Genomic DNA, 17,845 nt, shown 5'->3' with positions numbered 1-17,845 from the left:
ACATCCAGGCCGGCGGTCCTTAATCTACGCATGACCAGAAATCACGTCATTATGGATAATTTACATGTCCTCGTCACAGAAGCCGCCCGGGCCAGCCGCACCCGGCGAGAAGTCCGGCAAGACCCCCGGAAAGACCACCGGAAAGACCCCAGGGAAGACGCGTCCCGATCCGGTCCGCCGCCGCCGATTCCTGAAGAGATGCCTCGGCGCGCTGGGCGGTATCGGCTCCCTGATGGCCGTCTATCCGCTCATCCGTTACATCGAACCACCCCCCGAAGCCGAAGGCGCCAACCGGGTTGAAATCGACCGCGCGTCCCTGCCTCCCGGCACGTCCAGGACGGTTATCTACCGGGGCCGGCCGACCATCGTGGTCAACACTTCCGACGGTTACATCGCCTACAACGCCGTTTGTCCCCACCTGGGTTGCGTCGTCAAGTGGGAGGGGGGAACGCAGAGCCTGATCTGTCCCTGTCACGGCGGCATATTCGGCACGGACGGCAGCGTCCAGGGCGGACCGATTCCCGGTCCCCTGACCGCGGTCGAACTGTCCGTCACCGACGACAAGATCATCGTCGGCGTGTAACCGCCGGCGTCTGACCGCCGGCGTCTGACCGCCGGCGTCCGTTCGGCACTTTCTACGCGGAGCATGCGACCAGCCACCATGATCAGACGCCTGTCCAACGAGGTGTACAACTGGCTCGATGATCGCACGGAAATCTCGGTCATCATCGATTTCTGCCGCCGCCAGCTGACCAAGCCCGTGCCCCGCCATCTCAACTGGCTGTTCTCCTTCGGAACGGTCACCCTGATGTTCTTCCTTTCCCAGGCCGTCTCGGGCGTCTTCCTGATGATCTACTACGAGGCGTCGGCCGATACGGCCTACGAGAGCGTGAAGTACATAATGGAGCAGGTGCGCTTCGGCTGGCTCATGCGCCAGGTGCATACCTACGGCGCCAATTTCATGATCGCCTTCCTGCTGCTGCACTCGGTCCGCGTGTTCTTCTACGGCGGTTACAAGAAACCCCGGGAGCTTACTTGGCTCTTCGGGTTCGGCCTGCTGGTCGTGACCCTGGCCTTCGGCTTTACGGGCTATCTCCTGCCCTGGGACCAGCTCTCCTACTGGGGCACGACGGTGGGTACGGAGATCGCCGCCGCGACGCCGCTCATCGGCGAGTACCTGCTGATTCTCATGCGGGGCGGCGAAATCATCTCCGACGTGACCCTCACCCGCTTCTTCGTGCTGCACGTGGTGCTGCTGCCGTGGGCCTTCATCGCCCTGGTCACCGTGCACCTGGTCCTCATCCGGTACAAGGGCATCTCGCCGCTCGAAGGAACGGACGTGCCGGAGAAAACGCCGGAAGAACTGAAGAAAGCCGGCGGCAAGCCCTTCTACCCACAGCACGTGATGAAAGAAGCCATCGTGGTCCTGCTGGTCCTGGCGTCGATGATCTTCATGATCATCTACTACCCCCTGCCGCTTCACGAAAAGGCCGACCCCTTCAACACGCCGGTGGGCGTCAAGCCGGAATGGTATTTCCTGTCCTCCTACCAGGCACTGAAATACCTCCCGAAAACCATCGGCATCATCGGGTCCGGCCTGGTGGTCCTGGCCATTTTGCTGCTGCCCTTCTGGGACCGTACGCCGGCCCGTACGCCCGCGCGCCGGCCCCTCGCGACGTCCCTCGGCATCCTGTTCATCGTGCTGAACATCGCCCTCGCCCTGCTCGGCAAGATCTCGGAAACGGAGATGACCTTCATGGGCACGAGGTATCACTTCGACATCTACGGCTGGCCCCACGCCATCGGGACGGTCGAGGAACCTGTTGTCCTGCCGGACACTAGCGGCGAGGGGACCGAATGAGCGGACGGGCATCATATCGTACGCGGGTGGCATACCGGGCGCGGGCGGCATACCGGGCGCGGGCGGCATACCGGGCGCGGGCGGCATACCGGGCGCGGGCGGCCCTCTTCCTCCTTCCGCTGCTGATCCTCTCCTGGACGACAGCAGATTCCGCGGAAGCGCAACTGTCCGCGGCGACCAATAATTGCGTCAGCTGCCATGCCGGCCTGGACGACGAAGACATGAGCCTGCCGGTGGCCGAATGGCAGCGGAGCGCGCATCTTCCGGCGGACATCTACTGCCAGGATTGTCACGGCGGGAACGCCGCCACGATGGTGGAGGACGAAGCGCACGACGTCGAAATGGACTTCGTCGGCCTGCCTGACCCCTACGTCGTCCACGAACTGTGCGGCGAGTGCCACCAGGTCCAGATGAATAACTACGTGCCCAGCCCCCATGGCCTCGAGGGGGATTTCTGGCCCAACTGCGTGGACTGCCACTCAAACCACGAAATAGTCCAACCCCAGGCGTCCCTGATTTCCATACCCGACAACTGCGAGGACTGTCACGAGCAGGCGATCATGGACGATTACATCGCCCTGACCGACCGGGGACTCGAGCCGGTCGTCGAGTTCCGGCTGGCCGCGGAGGAGATCCGTTCGGCCGGGGTCCCGGTCGACCTCATCCTGACCCAGGCCACCCTGGCGCGGGACGCCTATGTCGAGCGGGCCTCCCACGTCTTCGTACTCGAGACAATGGTCGCCGTCGTCGATTCGCTGGAACAGGTCTACCCAAGCATCAGAAAAGAAGTGGAAACCGCGCGCACCGAAGTCGATACCCGGCGCAGGTTCGGCTGGATGTTCATCGGCCTATTCCTCGTGGTAGCGGGCGTTATCTGGCTATACAGACGGTCGCTGCCGGACGCCTGATCGAACCGGCGGTCGCTGCCGGACGCCCGATCGAACCGGCGGTCGCTGCCGGACGCCCGATCGAACCGGAGCCCATCATGCACACTCGATTTCTCCTCTGTCTCCTGCTCGCTTTCTCCGCGCCGACTGTCGCGGCCAGCACAGCCGCCACGGCCGGCGACATCCGTCCGGTGCCCGACGGCAAGGGGACGTCCACCCTGGCCCAGGCCGTGCTGCGCCTGCCCGTCGTGGCCAGCATGCTGCACACCGGCGCCCATCCCGATGACGAGAACAGCGCCCTGGTCGCCTACGTGAGCCGGGGGTTACACGCGCGGACCGCCTACCTTTCCCTCAACCGCGGCGAAGGTGGACAGAACCTCATCGGCCCCGAGCTCTACGACGCCATCGGCGTGATCCGGACGGAAGAGCTGCTGACAGCCCGCCGATTCGACGGCGCGGAGCAGTTCTTCACACGGACGTACGACTTCGGGTTCTCCAAGTCGGCCGAGGAAACCCTGGAATACTGGAATCATGATGAAATGCTGCTTTCGGACGTCGTGCGGGTCATCCGCCGCTTTCGTCCCGACGTGATCGTGTCCGTATTCGCCGATTCTCCCCGCGACGGGCACGGGCATCACCAGGCGGCCGGGAGGATCACCCGCGAAGCCTTTATCGTCGCGGCCGATCCGGAACGCTTTCCCGAACACCTGCGGGACGGCCTGCGTCCCTGGCAGGCCCGCAAGCTGTACATCAACAACACGCGGGCATCCTTCGACAGCATCGATTCCCTGGTGGTCGACGTAGGCACCTACAGTCCCGTGCTGGACCGGTCGTACCGCGAACTCGGCCTGGCGGGCCGCAGCATGCACCGCTCCCAGGACATGGGGACCCTGCAGCCGAAGGGTCCGGCGACCACGAAGATCAAGCTGGTCGCGCGTGCGGGCATGGCGCACGCGGGCATGGCGCACGCGGACGGAGACGCCCACCTGTTCGACGGCCTGGACACGACTTTCATGCGATTCCATGCCATGGCCGGACCGGACGCCGGAAAGATCCCCGGATTCGCCGGCCGGCTCGAGCGGCTGGACGCGTTGGCCCGCGAGGCCGTGGACGCCTACCGGCCGCTGGACCCTCCCGCCGTGCTGGACCCCGTGTTGGAAGGCCTGCGCATGATCCGGGCGCTCCGGAGCGACCTTGAACAGGGCGGCCTGCCGGCCGGCGTCCTCGCGGATATGCTCTTTCTGCTCGATCAGAAGGAGGAAGACTTCGCCAATGCGGCGGTCCTGGCCCTCGGCATGGCCTTCGAAGTGCTCACCAGCGACGACCGGGTCGTCCCGGGCAACCTGCTCGGCGTGCACCTGGTGCTGCTGAACCGCAGTGTGCGGCCCGTCCGCGTCACCGACCTGGCGCTGGACGTTCCGGAGGGTTGGACCGCGGTCCTTGATCCGGTCCCGGCCAGACCGGCCAGAACGCCTGGACGGTTCGGATCGCCAGGACCACCCGGTTCGTCCGGTTCACCCGGTTTGTCCCGGCAATCCTCAGACATCGGCTACAACGAAAGCTTCGCGGAGAACTGGCGGGTCGAAGTACCGCCCGACGCCGGCCTCACCCGGCCCTACTGGCACCGCCGCTCCCTGAACGATCCGAGGGTCGTGGTGGAAGACACGGCACTGATCGGGTCTCCCTGGCGCCCGCAGCCCGTAATCGGCCGGGCCCGGTTTCTCGTGGACGGCGTCGAGATCGAGATCCGCCAAGCCGCGCAGTATCGTTTCGCCGACCGGGCCTTCGGTGAAATCCGCCGCGAACTCCAGGTCGTGCCCGCGCTGTCGGTCACCATGGACCCGCAGGTGGTCGTCGCACCGTCGGGACGGGAAAGCCCCATGCGGTTCAGCGTGTCCGTGGTCAGCAATGTGGACGGCGGGATCGATGGCGGATTGTCCCTCGAGGCGCCGGACGGGTGGGAAGTCTCGCCCGGAGTATTTCCCCTTACGTTCTCGGGAAGGGGGCAGGCCGCCACGTTCAACTACACGGTAATCCCGGCACGATACGCCCAGGACGGGGCCTACGATGTACGGGCGGTGGCAAAGGCCGGCGGGAACGAATACCGCGAGGGATACGAGGTTATCGCCTATCCCCACATCGAACCGAGGCACCTGTACCGCGGTTCGGCATCCGTCGTGCAGGTGGCCCCGGTCAATCTGCCGGACGACCTGAGTGTGGGTTATATCATGGGATCGGGCGACCAGGTCCCGCTCGTACTGGAGCAGATGGGCCTGCGGGTGCGGCTGCTGACGGGTGAGGATCTCGCCACGGCCGACCTGGACGCCTTCGACCTGATCATCGCGGGCATCCGCGCCTACGAAGTCCGCGACGATCTCATCGCCGTGAACCAGCGGCTGCTGGACTATGTGGAGGCCGGGGGCGTCTACATCGTGCAGTACAACAAGTACGCCTTCAACCTCGACCAGTTCGGGCCCTACCCCTTCCAGATCAACCGCCCCCATGACCGGGTGACCCGGGAGGACGCGCCGATGGACATCCTGGTACCGGACCATCCCGTCTTCAACCGGCCCAACCGGATCACCGACGCGGATTTCGAAGGGTGGGTGCAGGAACGCGGCCTGTACTTCCAGGGCGAATGGGACCCCCGCTACACGCCGCTCATGGCCTCCCAGGACCCGGGCGAGCCACCCAAGGGCGGCGGGTTGCTCGAAGCCCGTTACGGCAAAGGGCGCTATATCTACACGGGCTACGCGTGGTTCCGCCAGCTTCCCGCGGGCGTGCCCGGCGCCGTACGACTCTTCGCCAACCTGATCGGTCTGGCGGCCGAGAACCGGGCCCGATAGAAAACCTCAACGACCCGCCCTACGCGGGCTGCAACGGCACGTCGGTGCGCCACTCGGGGAAGCGTTCGTCGATCCCCCGGATGAGACCGTTGTAGGCCTCGCGGAACTGCTGCGTGCCCGGGCCGATGGATCCGTCCCCAATGTCGTAGTTGTCGATCGAAGCGACCGGCGTGACTTCCGCGCCCGTCCCGCACAGGAAAACCTCATCGGCCGTATACAGTTCCGTGCGGTCGATCTCCCTTTCCACGACCGGCATCCCGATGACGTCCCGCCCGATCCTCAATATGGTATCCCGGGTGACGCTCACCAGGATATCGGCCGTCACCGGCGGGGTGATCAGGACGCCGTCCTGGATCATCATCAGGCAGGCGCCGGGCGCTTCGCAGACCTTGCCGCGGTTGTTCAGCATGATCGTTTCGTCGAAGCCCTTCAGCGTGGCGTCGGTCCACGCGATGGCGCTGTTGCGGTAGTTGGCCCAGCACTTGATGCGGGCCGGGAGCGTGTTGTCCGAAATGCGCGTCCAGGAGCTGACCGAGCACCTGGCGCCGTCCTTTCGGCGCAGGTTGGAGCCGTAGGCGAAGGTGTGGACGTAGACGTGGGCCGGACCCGCCATCTTGTTGAGATACACGTCCGGCGAGAAATACACGGTCGGGAATATGTAGACGTCCTCCCGGTACCCGTGGACCCGGCACAGTTCGAGGGAGCCGTTCCACACGTCCTCCAGTGTGTACGGCGTTTTCATGCGCATCAGCTTGATCGACCGGTACAGGCGATCCAGGTGTTCCTTGAAACGGAAGACGAAGAGTTTCTCCCGGTCGTCGTTCCAGTATGCCCGGATCCCCTCGAAAATGGCGTGGGCGAATATATGTCCCTGCGTGACATGCACCGTACCCTGGTCCCAGGGGATCCGTTCCCCGTCCAGCCAGATGTACTTTGAATGATCCTCGCCCCACATTTTCGTCTTCTTGGCCATGCCCGTGCTCCTTATGTATGGTCGATCTGTCGATTTGTGATCCGGTGCCTCCGCGATTCCGCGTCCCGCCGTTTCCGCCCGCGCCCGGTCCAGTGCGCCGTGTCGGCCTCTACACCCGGTCCGATCCAGGCTGGTCCCGCACCCCGGTCTTCCGCAGCTCGTCCAGATGCGCCCGCCAGGCGTATTCCTCCTGACCGAGGACCTCCACCTGCTGGCACGACATGCACCACTGCAGGATCACCGGCTCGTCATCCCGGGATACCGTCCGTATGGCCACCCAGAACTCGACGCCGTGGGGGCAGCCCGTCTGGGTCCGCTGGAATTCGGGCAGGATGTGGTGGATCTTGTCGCCCGCCGGCGTCAGGCCGACCAGGGTCTCGTCATAGGGGCGGATAGGCATGCTCGGTGATCCGGAATCGGTGCAAATCGGACGTGGACGCTGTGTACTTGAACGCTGTGTTATTTATGGATTTCGGCCGCGGTCCTGTCAAGGGATATCCCGTCGAGGAGCTGCAGCGTGAAAACAACCGGATTCACCTTGACCGTGCGCGCCGCCCATGGTTATTCTAACCGGCGGAACCAGGCATCAGACACCGTTTCGTGCAGCACAGAAATCCGGGAGTGATCATGGTCCACCACTTCGAGCCCGCCCGCTACCATACCACCATGGGTTCCCACGAACCCGCCCTGCGCGTGCAGGATGGGGATACCGTCGTCACGTCGACGGTCGACGCCCGGGGGAAGGACCGTTCCGACACGCCCGTGACGCCTCCGGGCAATCCACAGACGGGGCCCTTTCATGTCGACGGCGCCGAACCGGGCGACACGCTCGCCGTGCACCTGGACCGGCTCACGCCCAACCGCCCCTTCGGCTGGACCCGTCCGCTCGTGGCGCCCAACGTGCTCGATCCCGATTACGTGCGGGAGACCGCGGGGGAAATCGTAAGCCGGGACGATCTCTGCCGCTGGGAGGTCGACCTGGAGCGGAGGATGGTCACGCTAGTCGACCCGGACGACACCAGGCTCGGACGGATGTCCCTGCACCTGGCGCCCATGACGGGGTGTTTCGGCGTGGCGCCGGACAAGGGCCAGGCGATCTCGACGGCCACCTCCGCCAGTCACGGGGGCAACATGGACTACCGGGGATTCGTGGAAGGCGTCACCGCGTACTTCCCCGTGTTCGCGCCCGGCGCCCTGTTCCACATCGGCGATGGCCACGTGGTGCAGGGCGACGGAGAGATCGTCGGCACGGGCGTCGAGATCTCCTTCGACGTGCAGTTCACCTTCAGGGTGCTCAAGGGAAAGCCAAGCGCCTGGCCCCGTGGCGAGAACGCGGAGTACCTTTTCACGGCGGGCAACGCCCGGCCCCTCGACCAGTGCGTCCAGCACGCAACCACCGAAATGCTGCGCTGGCTGCAGGCCGACTACGGTCTCGATCCCAGGGCGGCTCACACGTTGCTCGGCCAGTGCGTCGAGTACGACATGGGCAACGTGTTCGATCCCGCTTATACCATGGTATGCAAGATCAGGAAAGACCTGCTGCGCAGCCTGGATATCGACACCCGGTCGGTTCACGACGAGTTGACCCGGGCCTGACCGCTCCAGCGTGCCGGACGGCAACAAACCAGGAATCGGAGATCGCTATGAACAGACTCGAGGGACAGGTGGCCTGGATCACCGGCGCGGGTTCCGGCATCGGACGCGGCATCGCGCTGGCCCTGGCCCGGGAAGGCGCGGACGTGATCCTATCCAGCCGGCGGAGCGAGCCCCTAACGACCGTCGCCGGAGAGGTGGAAGCCGCGGGGCGGCGGGCGGTCATCGCCCCCATGGACGTGACCAACCGGGATCAGATCGACGCGGCGATTGCCCGGGCGGTCGATCAGCTAAGCCCGGTGTCGGTCCTGGTGAACAACGCGGGCGTCAATACGCCCCTGCGCACGGCGACCGAAATGTCGGTGGAGGACTGGGACCGCGTGGTCGACATCAATCTAACGGGCGCGTTCAACTGTTTCCGCGCGGTCTACGAATCCATGAAGGCGCGGGGTGAAGGCACCGTCATCAATGTCGCGTCCATGGCCGGACGCCAGGTGTCCCTCCTCGGCGGGGCCGCCTACTGCGCGTCAAAGCACGGCATGGTGTCGCTGACCCATTCAATCAACCTGGAAGCCGCCGAATTCGGGCTCCGCGCCAGCGCCATCCTGCCCGGCGAGGTGAAAACGCCCATCCTCAAGAACCGGCCCCAGCCCGTGTCGGAGAAGCGCCTGTCCCTGATGCTCACCCCCGAAGACATCGCGGACACCGTCGTTTTCGTGTTATGCCAGCCCGCCCGCGTGGTTATACCCGAAATGTGGGTCATGCCCGCCTACCAGGTATCGGCCCAGCCGTTTCCCTGATGCCACCGAGCAGTGCGCGGCGGCGGGTCACTCCGGGCACGCCGGCGGATGCTGCAGCGCGCGGCGGCGGCTCACTCCGGGCCGCCGGACACCCGGTTTAACGTTTGACAGCGACCGGGCCCTGGCGTAATTTCGAGTGGGCGCCGAATCGGAAGCGGCCGCCCGGCTTGAAGCCCCGTCAACCTGACCCTTGCCTCCCGAACCACATACCATGAACAGTCCGACAGAATCGGTCATCCTGCTGGTTGAAGGTTCCTCCCGCGGCCGGGACGAGAAACACTACGGCCTCACCCAGCGGGATCACCGCGTGATCGCCGTGGAGAACAGCGACAAGGCGCTCAACGTCCTGGCGACGGAATCCCCGAGCGTCATCATCTCGGACCTGAATGCCCCCGGCATAGACGGCCTGCGCCTGATGGGCGTCGCCCTGGGCAGGAATCCCGAGGTGGGCGTCATCCTGATGACGGATCCCGGCTCCATGGACCTGGCCGTAGCCGCCATGAAGGAGGGGGCGTACGACGTACTCGAAAAACCCGTGTACGTGGAGAAGCTCGCGGCGGAAATCGAGAAGATCCTTGACCGCCAGCGCATCGTGCAGGAAAACCAGGAGTTGCTGCACCAGCTCGACACCCGGTACGGATTCGAGAACATCGTGGGACGGTCCGCATCCATGCAGCGTATCCGGGAGCAGATCCTCCAGATCGCCGATACCCAGTCCACGGTACTCATCTTCGGCGAGAGCGGCACGGGCAAGGAACTGGTGGCCCACGCCCTCCACCGCGCGAGTTCCCGGAGGAACAGGTCCTTCGTGCCCGTCTTCTGCAACGCCCTGTCGGAAGGGGTGATCGAGAGCGAACTGTTCGGCCACGAGAAAGGCGCTTTCACGAACGCGGTCAAGACCTACAGGGGCCGGTTCGAACTGGCCGACGGGGGCACGCTCTTCCTCGACGAGGTGGGCGAACTCGCGCCTTCCACCCAGGTGAAACTGCTGCGCGTCCTCCAGGAACGCAAGTTCCAGCGGGTGGGCAGCGGAAACTGGCTGAAGACGGACACCCGGGTCATCGCGGCGACGAACCGCGACCTCGAAGCCGAGATCGAAAGCGGACGCTTTCGGGAAGACCTCTATTACCGGCTGCGCGTGGTGACCCTCTCCCTGCCGCCACTGCGGGAACGGAAAGAGGATCTACCGCTGCTGATCGACCACTGCATCCGCCGGTTCGGCGAACGGGAGAATAAGCCGATCGAGCGTATCGACCCGCCGGCCCTGGAAATGCTTTCCACCTACCACTGGCCCGGGAACGTGCGCCAGCTGGAGAACTGCATCGAGGGCATGATCGTCATGGGTACGGGAAAGACCCTGACCGTGGCGGACGTCCCGGAATTCATACGGCATACCCGGCCGGAATCGACGGCGGTTCCGCTGAACGAAGTACCTGACCGGGCGGACGACCTGTCGCCGGACTTTATCCTCTACCTGGCCGGTAAAATCGCCGAACAGCGCCACGTGCCCGTCCGGCCCATCACCGACCGGGCCCTGGCCGTACTGGCCGCCGTCGATTGGTCGGCGGACGGCGCGTCGCTGCGACGGTGCCTGGAAACCATGATATTGCTCGCCGACGGGGACGGGCTGGACATGGAGGACATCCCGGCGGAATTCCTGCCCGAGCGGTCCGGCCAATCCGCCGCGAACGGCGAGGACGGAGACGGTGTGGACATCCGGGTGGGCATGACGATGAAGGAAGGCGAACGGAGACTGATCGCCGCGACCCTGGCCGCCTGCGGGCGGAACAAGGCGCGGACCGCCCGGGTCCTGCGGATCGGGCAGCGCACCCTCTTTCGGAAGATAAAGGCCTATCACCTGGAGTAGCGTCAGCCAAGGAGTTCCGGTTTGGAAGGTCGGACGATACTGGTCGTCGACGGTGAAACGGACAGCCGGCGTCACGCGGCGAGCATCCTGCGGAATGGGGGTTACGACGTGCAAGAGACCGGCGCCGCGGCCGAGGCGTTGCGTGCGGCGAGGTCGGAACCGCCGGATGTCGTCCTCGTCGATCTCGCCCTGAGCGACGCCGATCCGGAGCAGCTGATACGCACCCTTTCGGCGAAGCACCCCGATACCGAAATCATGCTCACCACCCGGCAGCATGAGCCTCCCCGGCAATTCCGCCAACTAGACGTCAGCGACTACATCGAGAAGCCCGTCGACGCCGAAGAACTGCTCACGAAAATGCGCATGCTGGACCTCCGGCGGGAGTTCCACCAGCGGTTCCAGCTCCTGGGCAAGAATGAGCGCTTCATCGCCGCCATGGACTCGGTGCTCCAGGTGGCGCCCACGGGGATCCAGGTCTTGCTTACGGGAGAAAGCGGCACCGGCAAGGAGGGATTCGCCCGGGCGATCCACCACTACAGCGACCGGCGCGACGGCCCTTTCATACCCATCAACTGCGGCGCCATCGCCGAAGGGGTGCTCGAAAGCGAGCTGTTCGGTCACGAAAAAGGCGCATTCACGGACGCCAAGGGCCAACGGAAGGGATACTTCGAGCAGGCGAACGGCGGCACGCTGCTCCTCGATGAAATCGGCGACATGCCCCGTTCGACGCAGGTAAAGCTGCTGCGCGTCCTGGAGCAGCAGGAGTTCATCCGTGTCGGCGGCTCGTCGCCGGTGAAGACCGACGTCCGCCTCATCGCATCGACCAACCGGGACCTCTCCGGGGACATCCACGACGGTACGTTCCGCCAGGACCTGTACTACCGGCTCAACGCCGTGCACATCCATCTGCCCGCCCTGCGGGAGCGCCGCGACGACATCCCCAGGTTGATCGGCCACTTCATGCGGCACGCCCCCGGGAAGCCCGGCGCACCCCCTCCCGTCTTCACAGAGGAAGCCCTGGCGGCCCTCTCCGACTACGATTGGCCGGGCAACATACGGGAACTGCGACACCTCGTCGAATCACTGGTGGTGACTTCCGGCAAGGCCAGGATCGACGCGGAAGACCTTCCGGACAGTATCTACACGCCGCCCATGGCGAACCGGGCCCTGCCGGTCCCGCAGAACCGCGACCCGCAGGACATGGACCGCGAGATGTTCTACAAGATCCTGTGGCAGATCCTGACCGCCATCCACGAACTCCCGGCCAAGATCTCCACGGCCCTCGGCCGGGGTTCGGAACAGCTTCCTGAACGTTTTCAGTTGCCGCCCCCCGCGGAAGCGGATCGGGTCCTCGAAAAGCCTCCCTCGGAAACGGCACAGTACGTCGAACCGTCCCAAGACGAAGCGGGTCCGGGTTTCGAACGGCACCAGAACGACGCGGGCCCGGGTTTCGAACGGCACCAGGACGACGCGGGCCCGGGTTTCGAACGGCCGACCGAGGCGGTGCCGACCGAGGCCGGACTGGACCGGTTGCGTTCCATGGAAGACTGGGAGCGGGAGGCCATACGCCGCGCGCTCGAGCGAAACAAAGGGCACCGGGGCCGGGCCGCGCAGGAACTCGGCATCAGCGAGCGGTCCATCTACCGCAAGATCAGGGACTACGGCCTGGACGAATACGCCTGATCCTTTCCGGTGATTCGCGCTGCGAAAATGCTTGACAAAACGCTCGTGAAACACCGAATTTGGCTGGGAGCGATTTACATACATCACCGTGAAAGGAGCAGCGAAAGTGGGACAGCCTACAGCGATTACGGACGATCAATTCGAATCCGAGGTCATTAACAGCAGCACGCCCGTACTGGTCGATTTCTGGGCGGAGTGGTGCGGGCCCTGCAAGGCCGTCGCCCCCACGCTGGTGGAGCTCGCGGGCGATTACGACGGACGCCTGAAAGTCGTCAAGGTCGACGTGGACGAGAACCGGGAAGCGGCCACCCGTTTCGGCATTCGGAGCATTCCGAGCCTCCTGATCTTCAAGGACGGCGCCGAGGTGGACCGGATCATCGGCGCGCTCCCCAAGCAGCAACTCGCCGAGAAGATCGACGGCCACCTGTAAACGGACGAGGCCAGGCACGGCCGGGCACGGCCATTTTCCGCCGGGCGAGACTAGGCGCGGCTCGATAGACGTGGGACGGACATTCAACGAAAGCCGGGAAGGCCGATCGACGCACTCCCGGTTTTTTGTATGCAGTCCGGCCGGGCAGCCGGTCCGACGGGTCAGCGGTCCGGCCGGGCAACCGGTCAACACCAGAGGAAACCGGAGACCAGGGCATGCTGGGGGTAGTACGCAGACTGAGAGACGGGTTGGCCAGGACGCGGGACGGGCTTGCGCGCAGGATCCACCAGGCCGTGGGCCAGTATGACCGTATCGACGAGGACCTGCTGGAGGAAATCGAAGCCATCCTGCTGCAGACCGACGTGGGCGTGGAAACGACCCTGCGGATCATCGACGGACTGCGGGGCCGCGCGGTCGACCGCCGGACCCGGAATCCCGATGACCTCATGGGTCTGCTCCGCGAGGAGATGACGGACATTCTGGGCGATGCGCCGGCACCCGTATCGGACCAGCGGCCCCGGGTCATCATGATCGTGGGGGTCAATGGCTCGGGCAAGACCACGACCGCCGGGAAGATGGCGGCCCGTTACGCCGGGGAAGGGAAGAAGGTCCTGATCGCCGCGGCCGATACCTTTCGGGCGGCGGCCATCGACCAGCTGGAAGTCTGGGCGCGCCGCGCGGAGGCGGACTTCATCCGGCACCAGCACGGGTCCGATCCCTCGGCCGTAGTCTACGACGCCATGCAGGCCGCCGCCGCCCGGGATGCGGACGTGGTCATCATCGACACGGCGGGCCGGCTGCACACCAGGGACAACCTGATGGAGGAACTGAAGAAGATCAAACGCACCGCGGGCAAGCAGATGGACGGCGCGCCCCACGAGGTGCTGCTCGTGCTCGACGGGACCACCGGCCAGAACGCCCTCTCCCAGGCCCGCGTCTTCAGCGAAGCCCTCGGCGGCCTGACGGGTATCGCACTGACGAAGCTGGACGGGACCGCACGGGGCGGCATCGTGTTCGCCATCGGCGTGCACCTGGGGATCCCCGTCAAACTCATCGGCGTGGGCGAACAGATCGAGGACCTGCAGGACTTCGACGCGCCGGCCTTCGTGGACGCCCTCTTCAACTGATTACGGGAGAATGTCATGCCCCGATTGGCGATAAACGGCGCGGCGCCGGTACGGACCGAACCCTTTCCGTCCTGGCCCATGAACCTGGACGCGAGCGCCCGGGCCGGCGGCGAAACCGTGCGCTCCGGCCGGTGGGGAAGCATCCAGGGCGAGAAGGTGCGCAGCCTCGAACAGCGCTTTGCATCCTTCCAGCACGCCGCCCACGGCATTGCCGTCAGCAACGGTACCACGGCCCTCTGCCTCGCGCTGCAGGCCGTCGGCATCGAACCCGGCGACGAGGTCATCGTGCCGGCCTATACCTTCATCGCATCGGCCAGCTCGGTCGTGATGTCGAACGCCGTGCCCGTGTTCGTCGACATCGATCCCCTTACCTACAACCTGGATCCCGATCGGGTCGAGGAGGCCGTCACACCGCGGACTCGGGCCGTCGTGGCGGTGCATTTCGCGGGCCTGCCCGCGGACATGGATCGGATCAATGGGATCGCCGGCCGTCATGGCCTCGCGGTGATCGAGGACGCGGCACAGGCCCACGGCGCGCGGTGGGGAGGCCGGGGCGTGGGCGCCATCGGTTCGATCGGCGCTTTCAGCTTCCAGTCCTCCAAGAACCTTACCGCCGGCGAAGGGGGCATCATGCTCACCAACGACGACGGCCTGGCGGCGGCGGCACGGTCCCTCGCCGACTGCGGGCACGCCGAGCAGGGACCCCGATACAACCATTTCCGCGTGGCCGGCAACAACCGCATGACCGAGGTACAGGGCGCCCTGCTCCTGGTCCAGATGGATCACCTGGAGGCCCAGGCCGACCTGCGTCACGGCAACGGCGAGTACCTGACCGAACGCCTCGGGGCGATTCCGGGCATCTCACCGGTGGCCAGGTCCGCGAAGGCCGACCGCCACGCGCGGCACATATACATGTTCAGGTACAACGAAGCATCCTTCGGCGGTGTCCCGAAAACACGCTTCATCGAGGCCCTGCGCGCCGAGGGGATCCCCGCCAGTCCGGGTTACTCCATCCCCCTGTACAAACAACCGGTTTTCACGGAACGAAATTACGGCATATACCAAAGCCCGGCGCTATCTGCCGTTGACTATGACGCGTTGAATCTGCCGGTAACGGAGCGGGCCTGCCGTTCGGAGGCCGTATGGTTCTCGCAGAATGTGCTGCTGGGGGACCGGGACGACATGGATGACATAGTCCGGGCGGTCGCGAAGATCGGGGAACATCGCGACGAACTGGGGGAAGCCTAGTCAGCCCGCACCCGCCGTACCCGCCGCGTCCCTCACCGTGGAAACCAGGTGGGCCGGCTTTCCGCCGGACCGCCGGAATTCGACCAACTCTGCCATGATACTGACGGCGATCTCTTCGGGGGTATCGGCGCCGATCTCCTTGCCGATGGGCGCGTGTACCTGCTCGAGCAGGTGCCGGGGCACGCCTTTTTCTTCCAGGTTCTTCCACATCAGGGCAATCTTGCGCCGGCTGCCGATCATGCCGATATAGGCGGCGTCGGTCCAAACCGCCTGCTCGATGACGGGCTGGTCCCACTGGTGTCCGCGGGTCACCGCGACCAGGTAGGACGAGCCGTCGATGGGCAGCTTGCCCACGACCTCGTCGAAGGCGTCCACGACCACCTCGTCGGCCTCGGGAAACCGCTCATGGTTCGCGAAGGCCGGCCGGTCGTCCACCACGATGATGCGGAACCCGACGGTATCGGCGATCCGGGCAATGGCCCTGGCCACGTGGCCGCCGCCGAAAAGAAAAAGCTGCGGCGCCGGCCAGATGGACTCCAGGAAGATCCGGGTCTCCACGTCTTCGTGCTCCAGCGTGACCACCCGCAACAGGTTCTCGGTGATTTCCAGGTCTGAATCCAGCCTGATCCGGTCGTCCAGGGCGGGGTCTCCGAGCGTGCCGACGGTCTCTCCGGTATCGGTGAGCAGCATCTTGCCGGCTTCCGTTCCGGCCCGGCCCGACACCAGCGTGGCCAGGAGCCCGATGCCCCGCGCGTCGTGAAGCCCGCGGATCGCCTCGAAGATCTCCTGCATGGGGCCCTTCCGGATCGGCTCCGTGAAGATCTCCACGTTGCCGCCGCAGTTCAGTCCCTCGTCGCCGGCGTGCTTCTCGGTCAGGATGAAGTGCTGCAGCCTGGGGGCGGAACGGTCCATGACCTCGCGGGCCTCGGCCCAGACGTCGGCTTCCAGGCAACCGCCGCCCACCGTGCCGGTGAACGAACCGTCCCCCTTGACGAGCATTTTCGCCTTCTTGCTCATCGGCAGCGATCCCTTGCTCGACACGATGGTGGAAAGCGCCGCCTTTTCGCCTCGCGACAGGACGTTCACGACCTCGTCGAAAACCTCTTTCATGCGTCTATTCCTGCTAAAGGATTAAACCAGTTCCACGGGCAACTCCTCGAAACCCGTCTCATCGTCCACCCACCGGAACATCTTGATATCGCTTACGGCGTCCTTCGTGACGGAAAGTACCAGGTAGCCGGGTTCCGGGTCCAGCCAGCCGGTCAGGGCGTCCATCCGGTCCTTCTCCGAGAAATACGCCGGCGCGTCCGGGTGGGAATGATAGAATCCTTGGACCCGCGCGCCCGGAGGGTCGAACTCCCCGAAGAACAGCCGCTCCATGTCCGCCCGGCTGAAAGCGTAGGCGGTCCGGGCGTCCCGGGGATGTTCCGCCGGGTCTTTCGCGTGCAACTCGTCCTGGATGTTCCTGCACCGGTGCACCCGCCAGGACTCCGGGTCTATTGATTCGACCTGGCCTACCGGGTCCATCGGCTCGGTCGGATCATCCGGGCGGTCTGGACTGTCCAGACCGCCTGTACCGGTGAGGAACCCGCAGCACTCCCGTGGATACTCCGCCACGGCGTGGGCCGCCATGCCTTCGTAGACGGTCCGGGGAAGCCGCAGCATCAGGTCCGGACCGGACCGGGCAGCGGCGCCGGCTGGTTCTCGATCTCGGCCTCGACGGCCGCCCGGACACCCTTGAACGCCTCCGTTTCGACGGCGTTCCCGGGCTCGAGGAAGATGGGTTTTCCCGCGTCTCCTCCCGCGCAGACGGCCGGCGATAGGGGAATCTCACCCAGGAAGGGCAGGCCCAGTTCATCGCTCAACGCAACGCCGCCGCCCCGGCCGAAGATGTGGGTCCGTTCACCCGTCGCGGCGTTGAGGAAGAAACTCATGTTTTCGACGATGCCCAGCACGGGGACCCGCAACCGCTGGAACATGTTGATCGCCTTGCGCACGTCCGACAGGGCGACCTGCTGGGGGGTCGTGACGATGACGGCCCCGGTGAGTTCGACCGACTGGGCCAAGGTCAGCGACGCGTCGCCGGTGCCGGGCGGCAGATCGACCACCAGGTAGTCCAGTTCCCCCCAGGAAACGTTGCCGAGGAAGCTCTTCACCATCTTGCCCACCAGGGGGCCCCTGTAGATCACCGCGTCAGACGGCCCCGCGACGAAACCGACGGAGACCAGCCGGACATCATGATTTACAACAGGTTGGATGCTGCCGGAAGGATCTTTCTCGAGGGACCCGGAAACGCCCATCATCTGGGGCACGTTCGGGCCGTAAATATCCGCGTCGAGCAGGCCGACCGCATGGCCCGCTTCCGCGAGGGCAAGGGAAAGATTGACGCTGACGGTCGACTTGCCCACGCCGCCCTTGCCGCTGGCCACGGCGATGACGTGGCGGATACCGGTCAGCGCGTCACGGGGGATTTCGGTTTCCGCAGCCAAAGTACTCGATCCGCGTTTACGGACTGCCTGGGCTGTCCGGG

15 protein-coding genes and 1 pseudogene are annotated in these 17,845 nt (G+C 65.3%); 10 read left to right on the top strand and 6 right to left on the bottom strand.

Annotated features, from left to right (window positions below; genetic code table 11):
• Positions 1 to 64: 64 nt before the first annotated feature.
• Positions 65 to 583 (top strand): Rieske 2Fe-2S domain-containing protein, encoded by a 519-nt coding sequence (locus tag F4Y38_09420; protein ID MXY49494.1) that lies wholly within the window; start codon positions 65 to 67, stop codon positions 581 to 583.
• Between the two features lie 63 nt (positions 584 to 646).
• On the top strand, positions 647 to 1,861 hold the full coding sequence (locus F4Y38_09415; GenBank protein MXY49493.1) for a cytochrome bc complex cytochrome b subunit: 1,215 nt from the start codon (positions 647 to 649) through the stop codon (positions 1,859 to 1,861).
• A gap of 24 nt (positions 1,862 to 1,885) precedes the next feature.
• On the opposite strand, the pseudogene F4Y38_09410 reads toward F4Y38_09415, so the two are convergent.
• A pseudogene (locus F4Y38_09410) lies at positions 1,886 to 1,963 on the bottom strand (peptidoglycan endopeptidase).
• 883 nt (positions 1,964 to 2,846) lie between these two features.
• On the opposite strand from F4Y38_09410, the gene F4Y38_09405 reads away from it, so the two are divergent.
• Complete coding sequence (locus tag F4Y38_09405; protein ID MXY49492.1) at positions 2,847 to 5,594, top strand: PIG-L family deacetylase; 2,748 nt, start codon at positions 2,847 to 2,849, stop codon at positions 5,592 to 5,594.
• Positions 5,595 to 5,613: 19 nt separating this feature from the next.
• On the opposite strand, the gene F4Y38_09400 is transcribed toward F4Y38_09405, so the two are convergent.
• Positions 5,614 to 6,567, bottom strand: a complete 954-nt coding sequence (locus F4Y38_09400) for a branched-chain amino acid transaminase (GenBank protein ID MXY49491.1) — start codon at positions 6,565 to 6,567, stop codon at positions 5,614 to 5,616.
• Positions 6,568 to 6,676: 109 nt separating this feature from the next.
• Positions 6,677 to 6,967: a hypothetical protein gene (locus F4Y38_09395; protein MXY49490.1), complete on the bottom strand. Its 291-nt coding sequence runs from the start codon at positions 6,965 to 6,967 to the stop codon at positions 6,677 to 6,679.
• 224 nt (positions 6,968 to 7,191) lie between these two features.
• On the opposite strand from F4Y38_09395, the gene F4Y38_09390 reads away from it, so the two are divergent.
• The 7 genes from F4Y38_09390 to F4Y38_09360 all read left to right on the top strand — a co-directional run bounded on the left by F4Y38_09390 (position 7,192) and on the right by F4Y38_09360 (position 15,315).
• Positions 7,192 to 8,163, top strand: a complete 972-nt coding sequence (locus tag F4Y38_09390) for an acetamidase (protein ID MXY49489.1) — start codon at positions 7,192 to 7,194, stop codon at positions 8,161 to 8,163.
• Positions 8,085 to 8,960: an SDR family oxidoreductase gene (locus tag F4Y38_09385; GenBank protein MXY49488.1), complete on the top strand. Its 876-nt coding sequence runs from the start codon at positions 8,085 to 8,087 to the stop codon at positions 8,958 to 8,960. Before F4Y38_09390 ends, F4Y38_09385 begins: the two co-directional genes overlap by 79 nt.
• 211 nt (positions 8,961 to 9,171) lie before the next feature.
• A complete protein-coding gene (locus tag F4Y38_09380; protein MXY49487.1) occupies positions 9,172 to 10,827 on the top strand; it encodes a sigma-54-dependent Fis family transcriptional regulator in 1,656 nt (551 codons plus the stop codon).
• A gap of 21 nt (positions 10,828 to 10,848) precedes the next feature.
• Entirely contained in the window at positions 10,849 to 12,510 is a 1,662-nt protein-coding gene (locus F4Y38_09375) for a sigma-54-dependent Fis family transcriptional regulator (GenBank protein MXY49486.1), read from the top strand.
• A 106-nt stretch (positions 12,511 to 12,616) separates the two neighbouring features.
• The gene (gene trxA, locus F4Y38_09370) at positions 12,617 to 12,940 is read left to right on the top strand and encodes a thioredoxin (protein ID MXY49485.1); all 324 of its coding nucleotides are present in this window, start codon (positions 12,617 to 12,619) and stop codon (positions 12,938 to 12,940) included.
• 218 nt (positions 12,941 to 13,158) lie between these two features.
• Positions 13,159 to 14,067 carry a signal recognition particle-docking protein FtsY gene (gene ftsY / locus F4Y38_09365; GenBank protein ID MXY49484.1) on the top strand — a complete coding sequence of 303 codons (909 nt, stop codon included), beginning with the start codon at positions 13,159 to 13,161 and terminating at the stop codon, positions 14,065 to 14,067.
• 15 nt (positions 14,068 to 14,082) lie between these two features.
• Positions 14,083 to 15,315, top strand: coding sequence for a DegT/DnrJ/EryC1/StrS family aminotransferase (locus tag F4Y38_09360; GenBank protein ID MXY49483.1), 1,233 nt, complete (start codon positions 14,083 to 14,085; stop codon positions 15,313 to 15,315).
• Here the strand turns inward: F4Y38_09360 and F4Y38_09355 are convergent, their stop codons facing one another.
• From F4Y38_09355 to F4Y38_09345, 3 genes are read right to left on the bottom strand one after another with little or no spacing between them, the layout of a single operon-like run.
• Positions 15,316 to 16,425 carry an XdhC family protein gene (locus F4Y38_09355; protein MXY49482.1) on the bottom strand — a complete coding sequence of 370 codons (1,110 nt, stop codon included), beginning with the start codon at positions 16,423 to 16,425 and terminating at the stop codon, positions 15,316 to 15,318.
• 21 nt (positions 16,426 to 16,446) lie between these two features.
• On the bottom strand, positions 16,447 to 16,980 hold the full coding sequence (locus F4Y38_09350; GenBank protein MXY49481.1) for a hypothetical protein: 534 nt from the start codon (positions 16,978 to 16,980) through the stop codon (positions 16,447 to 16,449).
• Entirely contained in the window at positions 16,980 to 17,804 is an 825-nt protein-coding gene (locus tag F4Y38_09345) for an Mrp/NBP35 family ATP-binding protein (protein ID MXY49480.1), read from the bottom strand. Before F4Y38_09345 ends, F4Y38_09350 begins: the two co-directional genes overlap by 1 nt.
• Positions 17,805 to 17,845: the final 41 nt, after the last annotated feature.

It is taken from the genome of Gemmatimonadota bacterium (genome assembly GCA_009838645.1).
GTDB lineage: Bacteria > JAAXHH01 > JAAXHH01 > JAAXHH01 > JAAXHH01 > JAAXHH01.
Note: the sequence above shows the minus strand (reverse complement) of the source record. Positions and strands in the feature narration are given on the sequence as shown.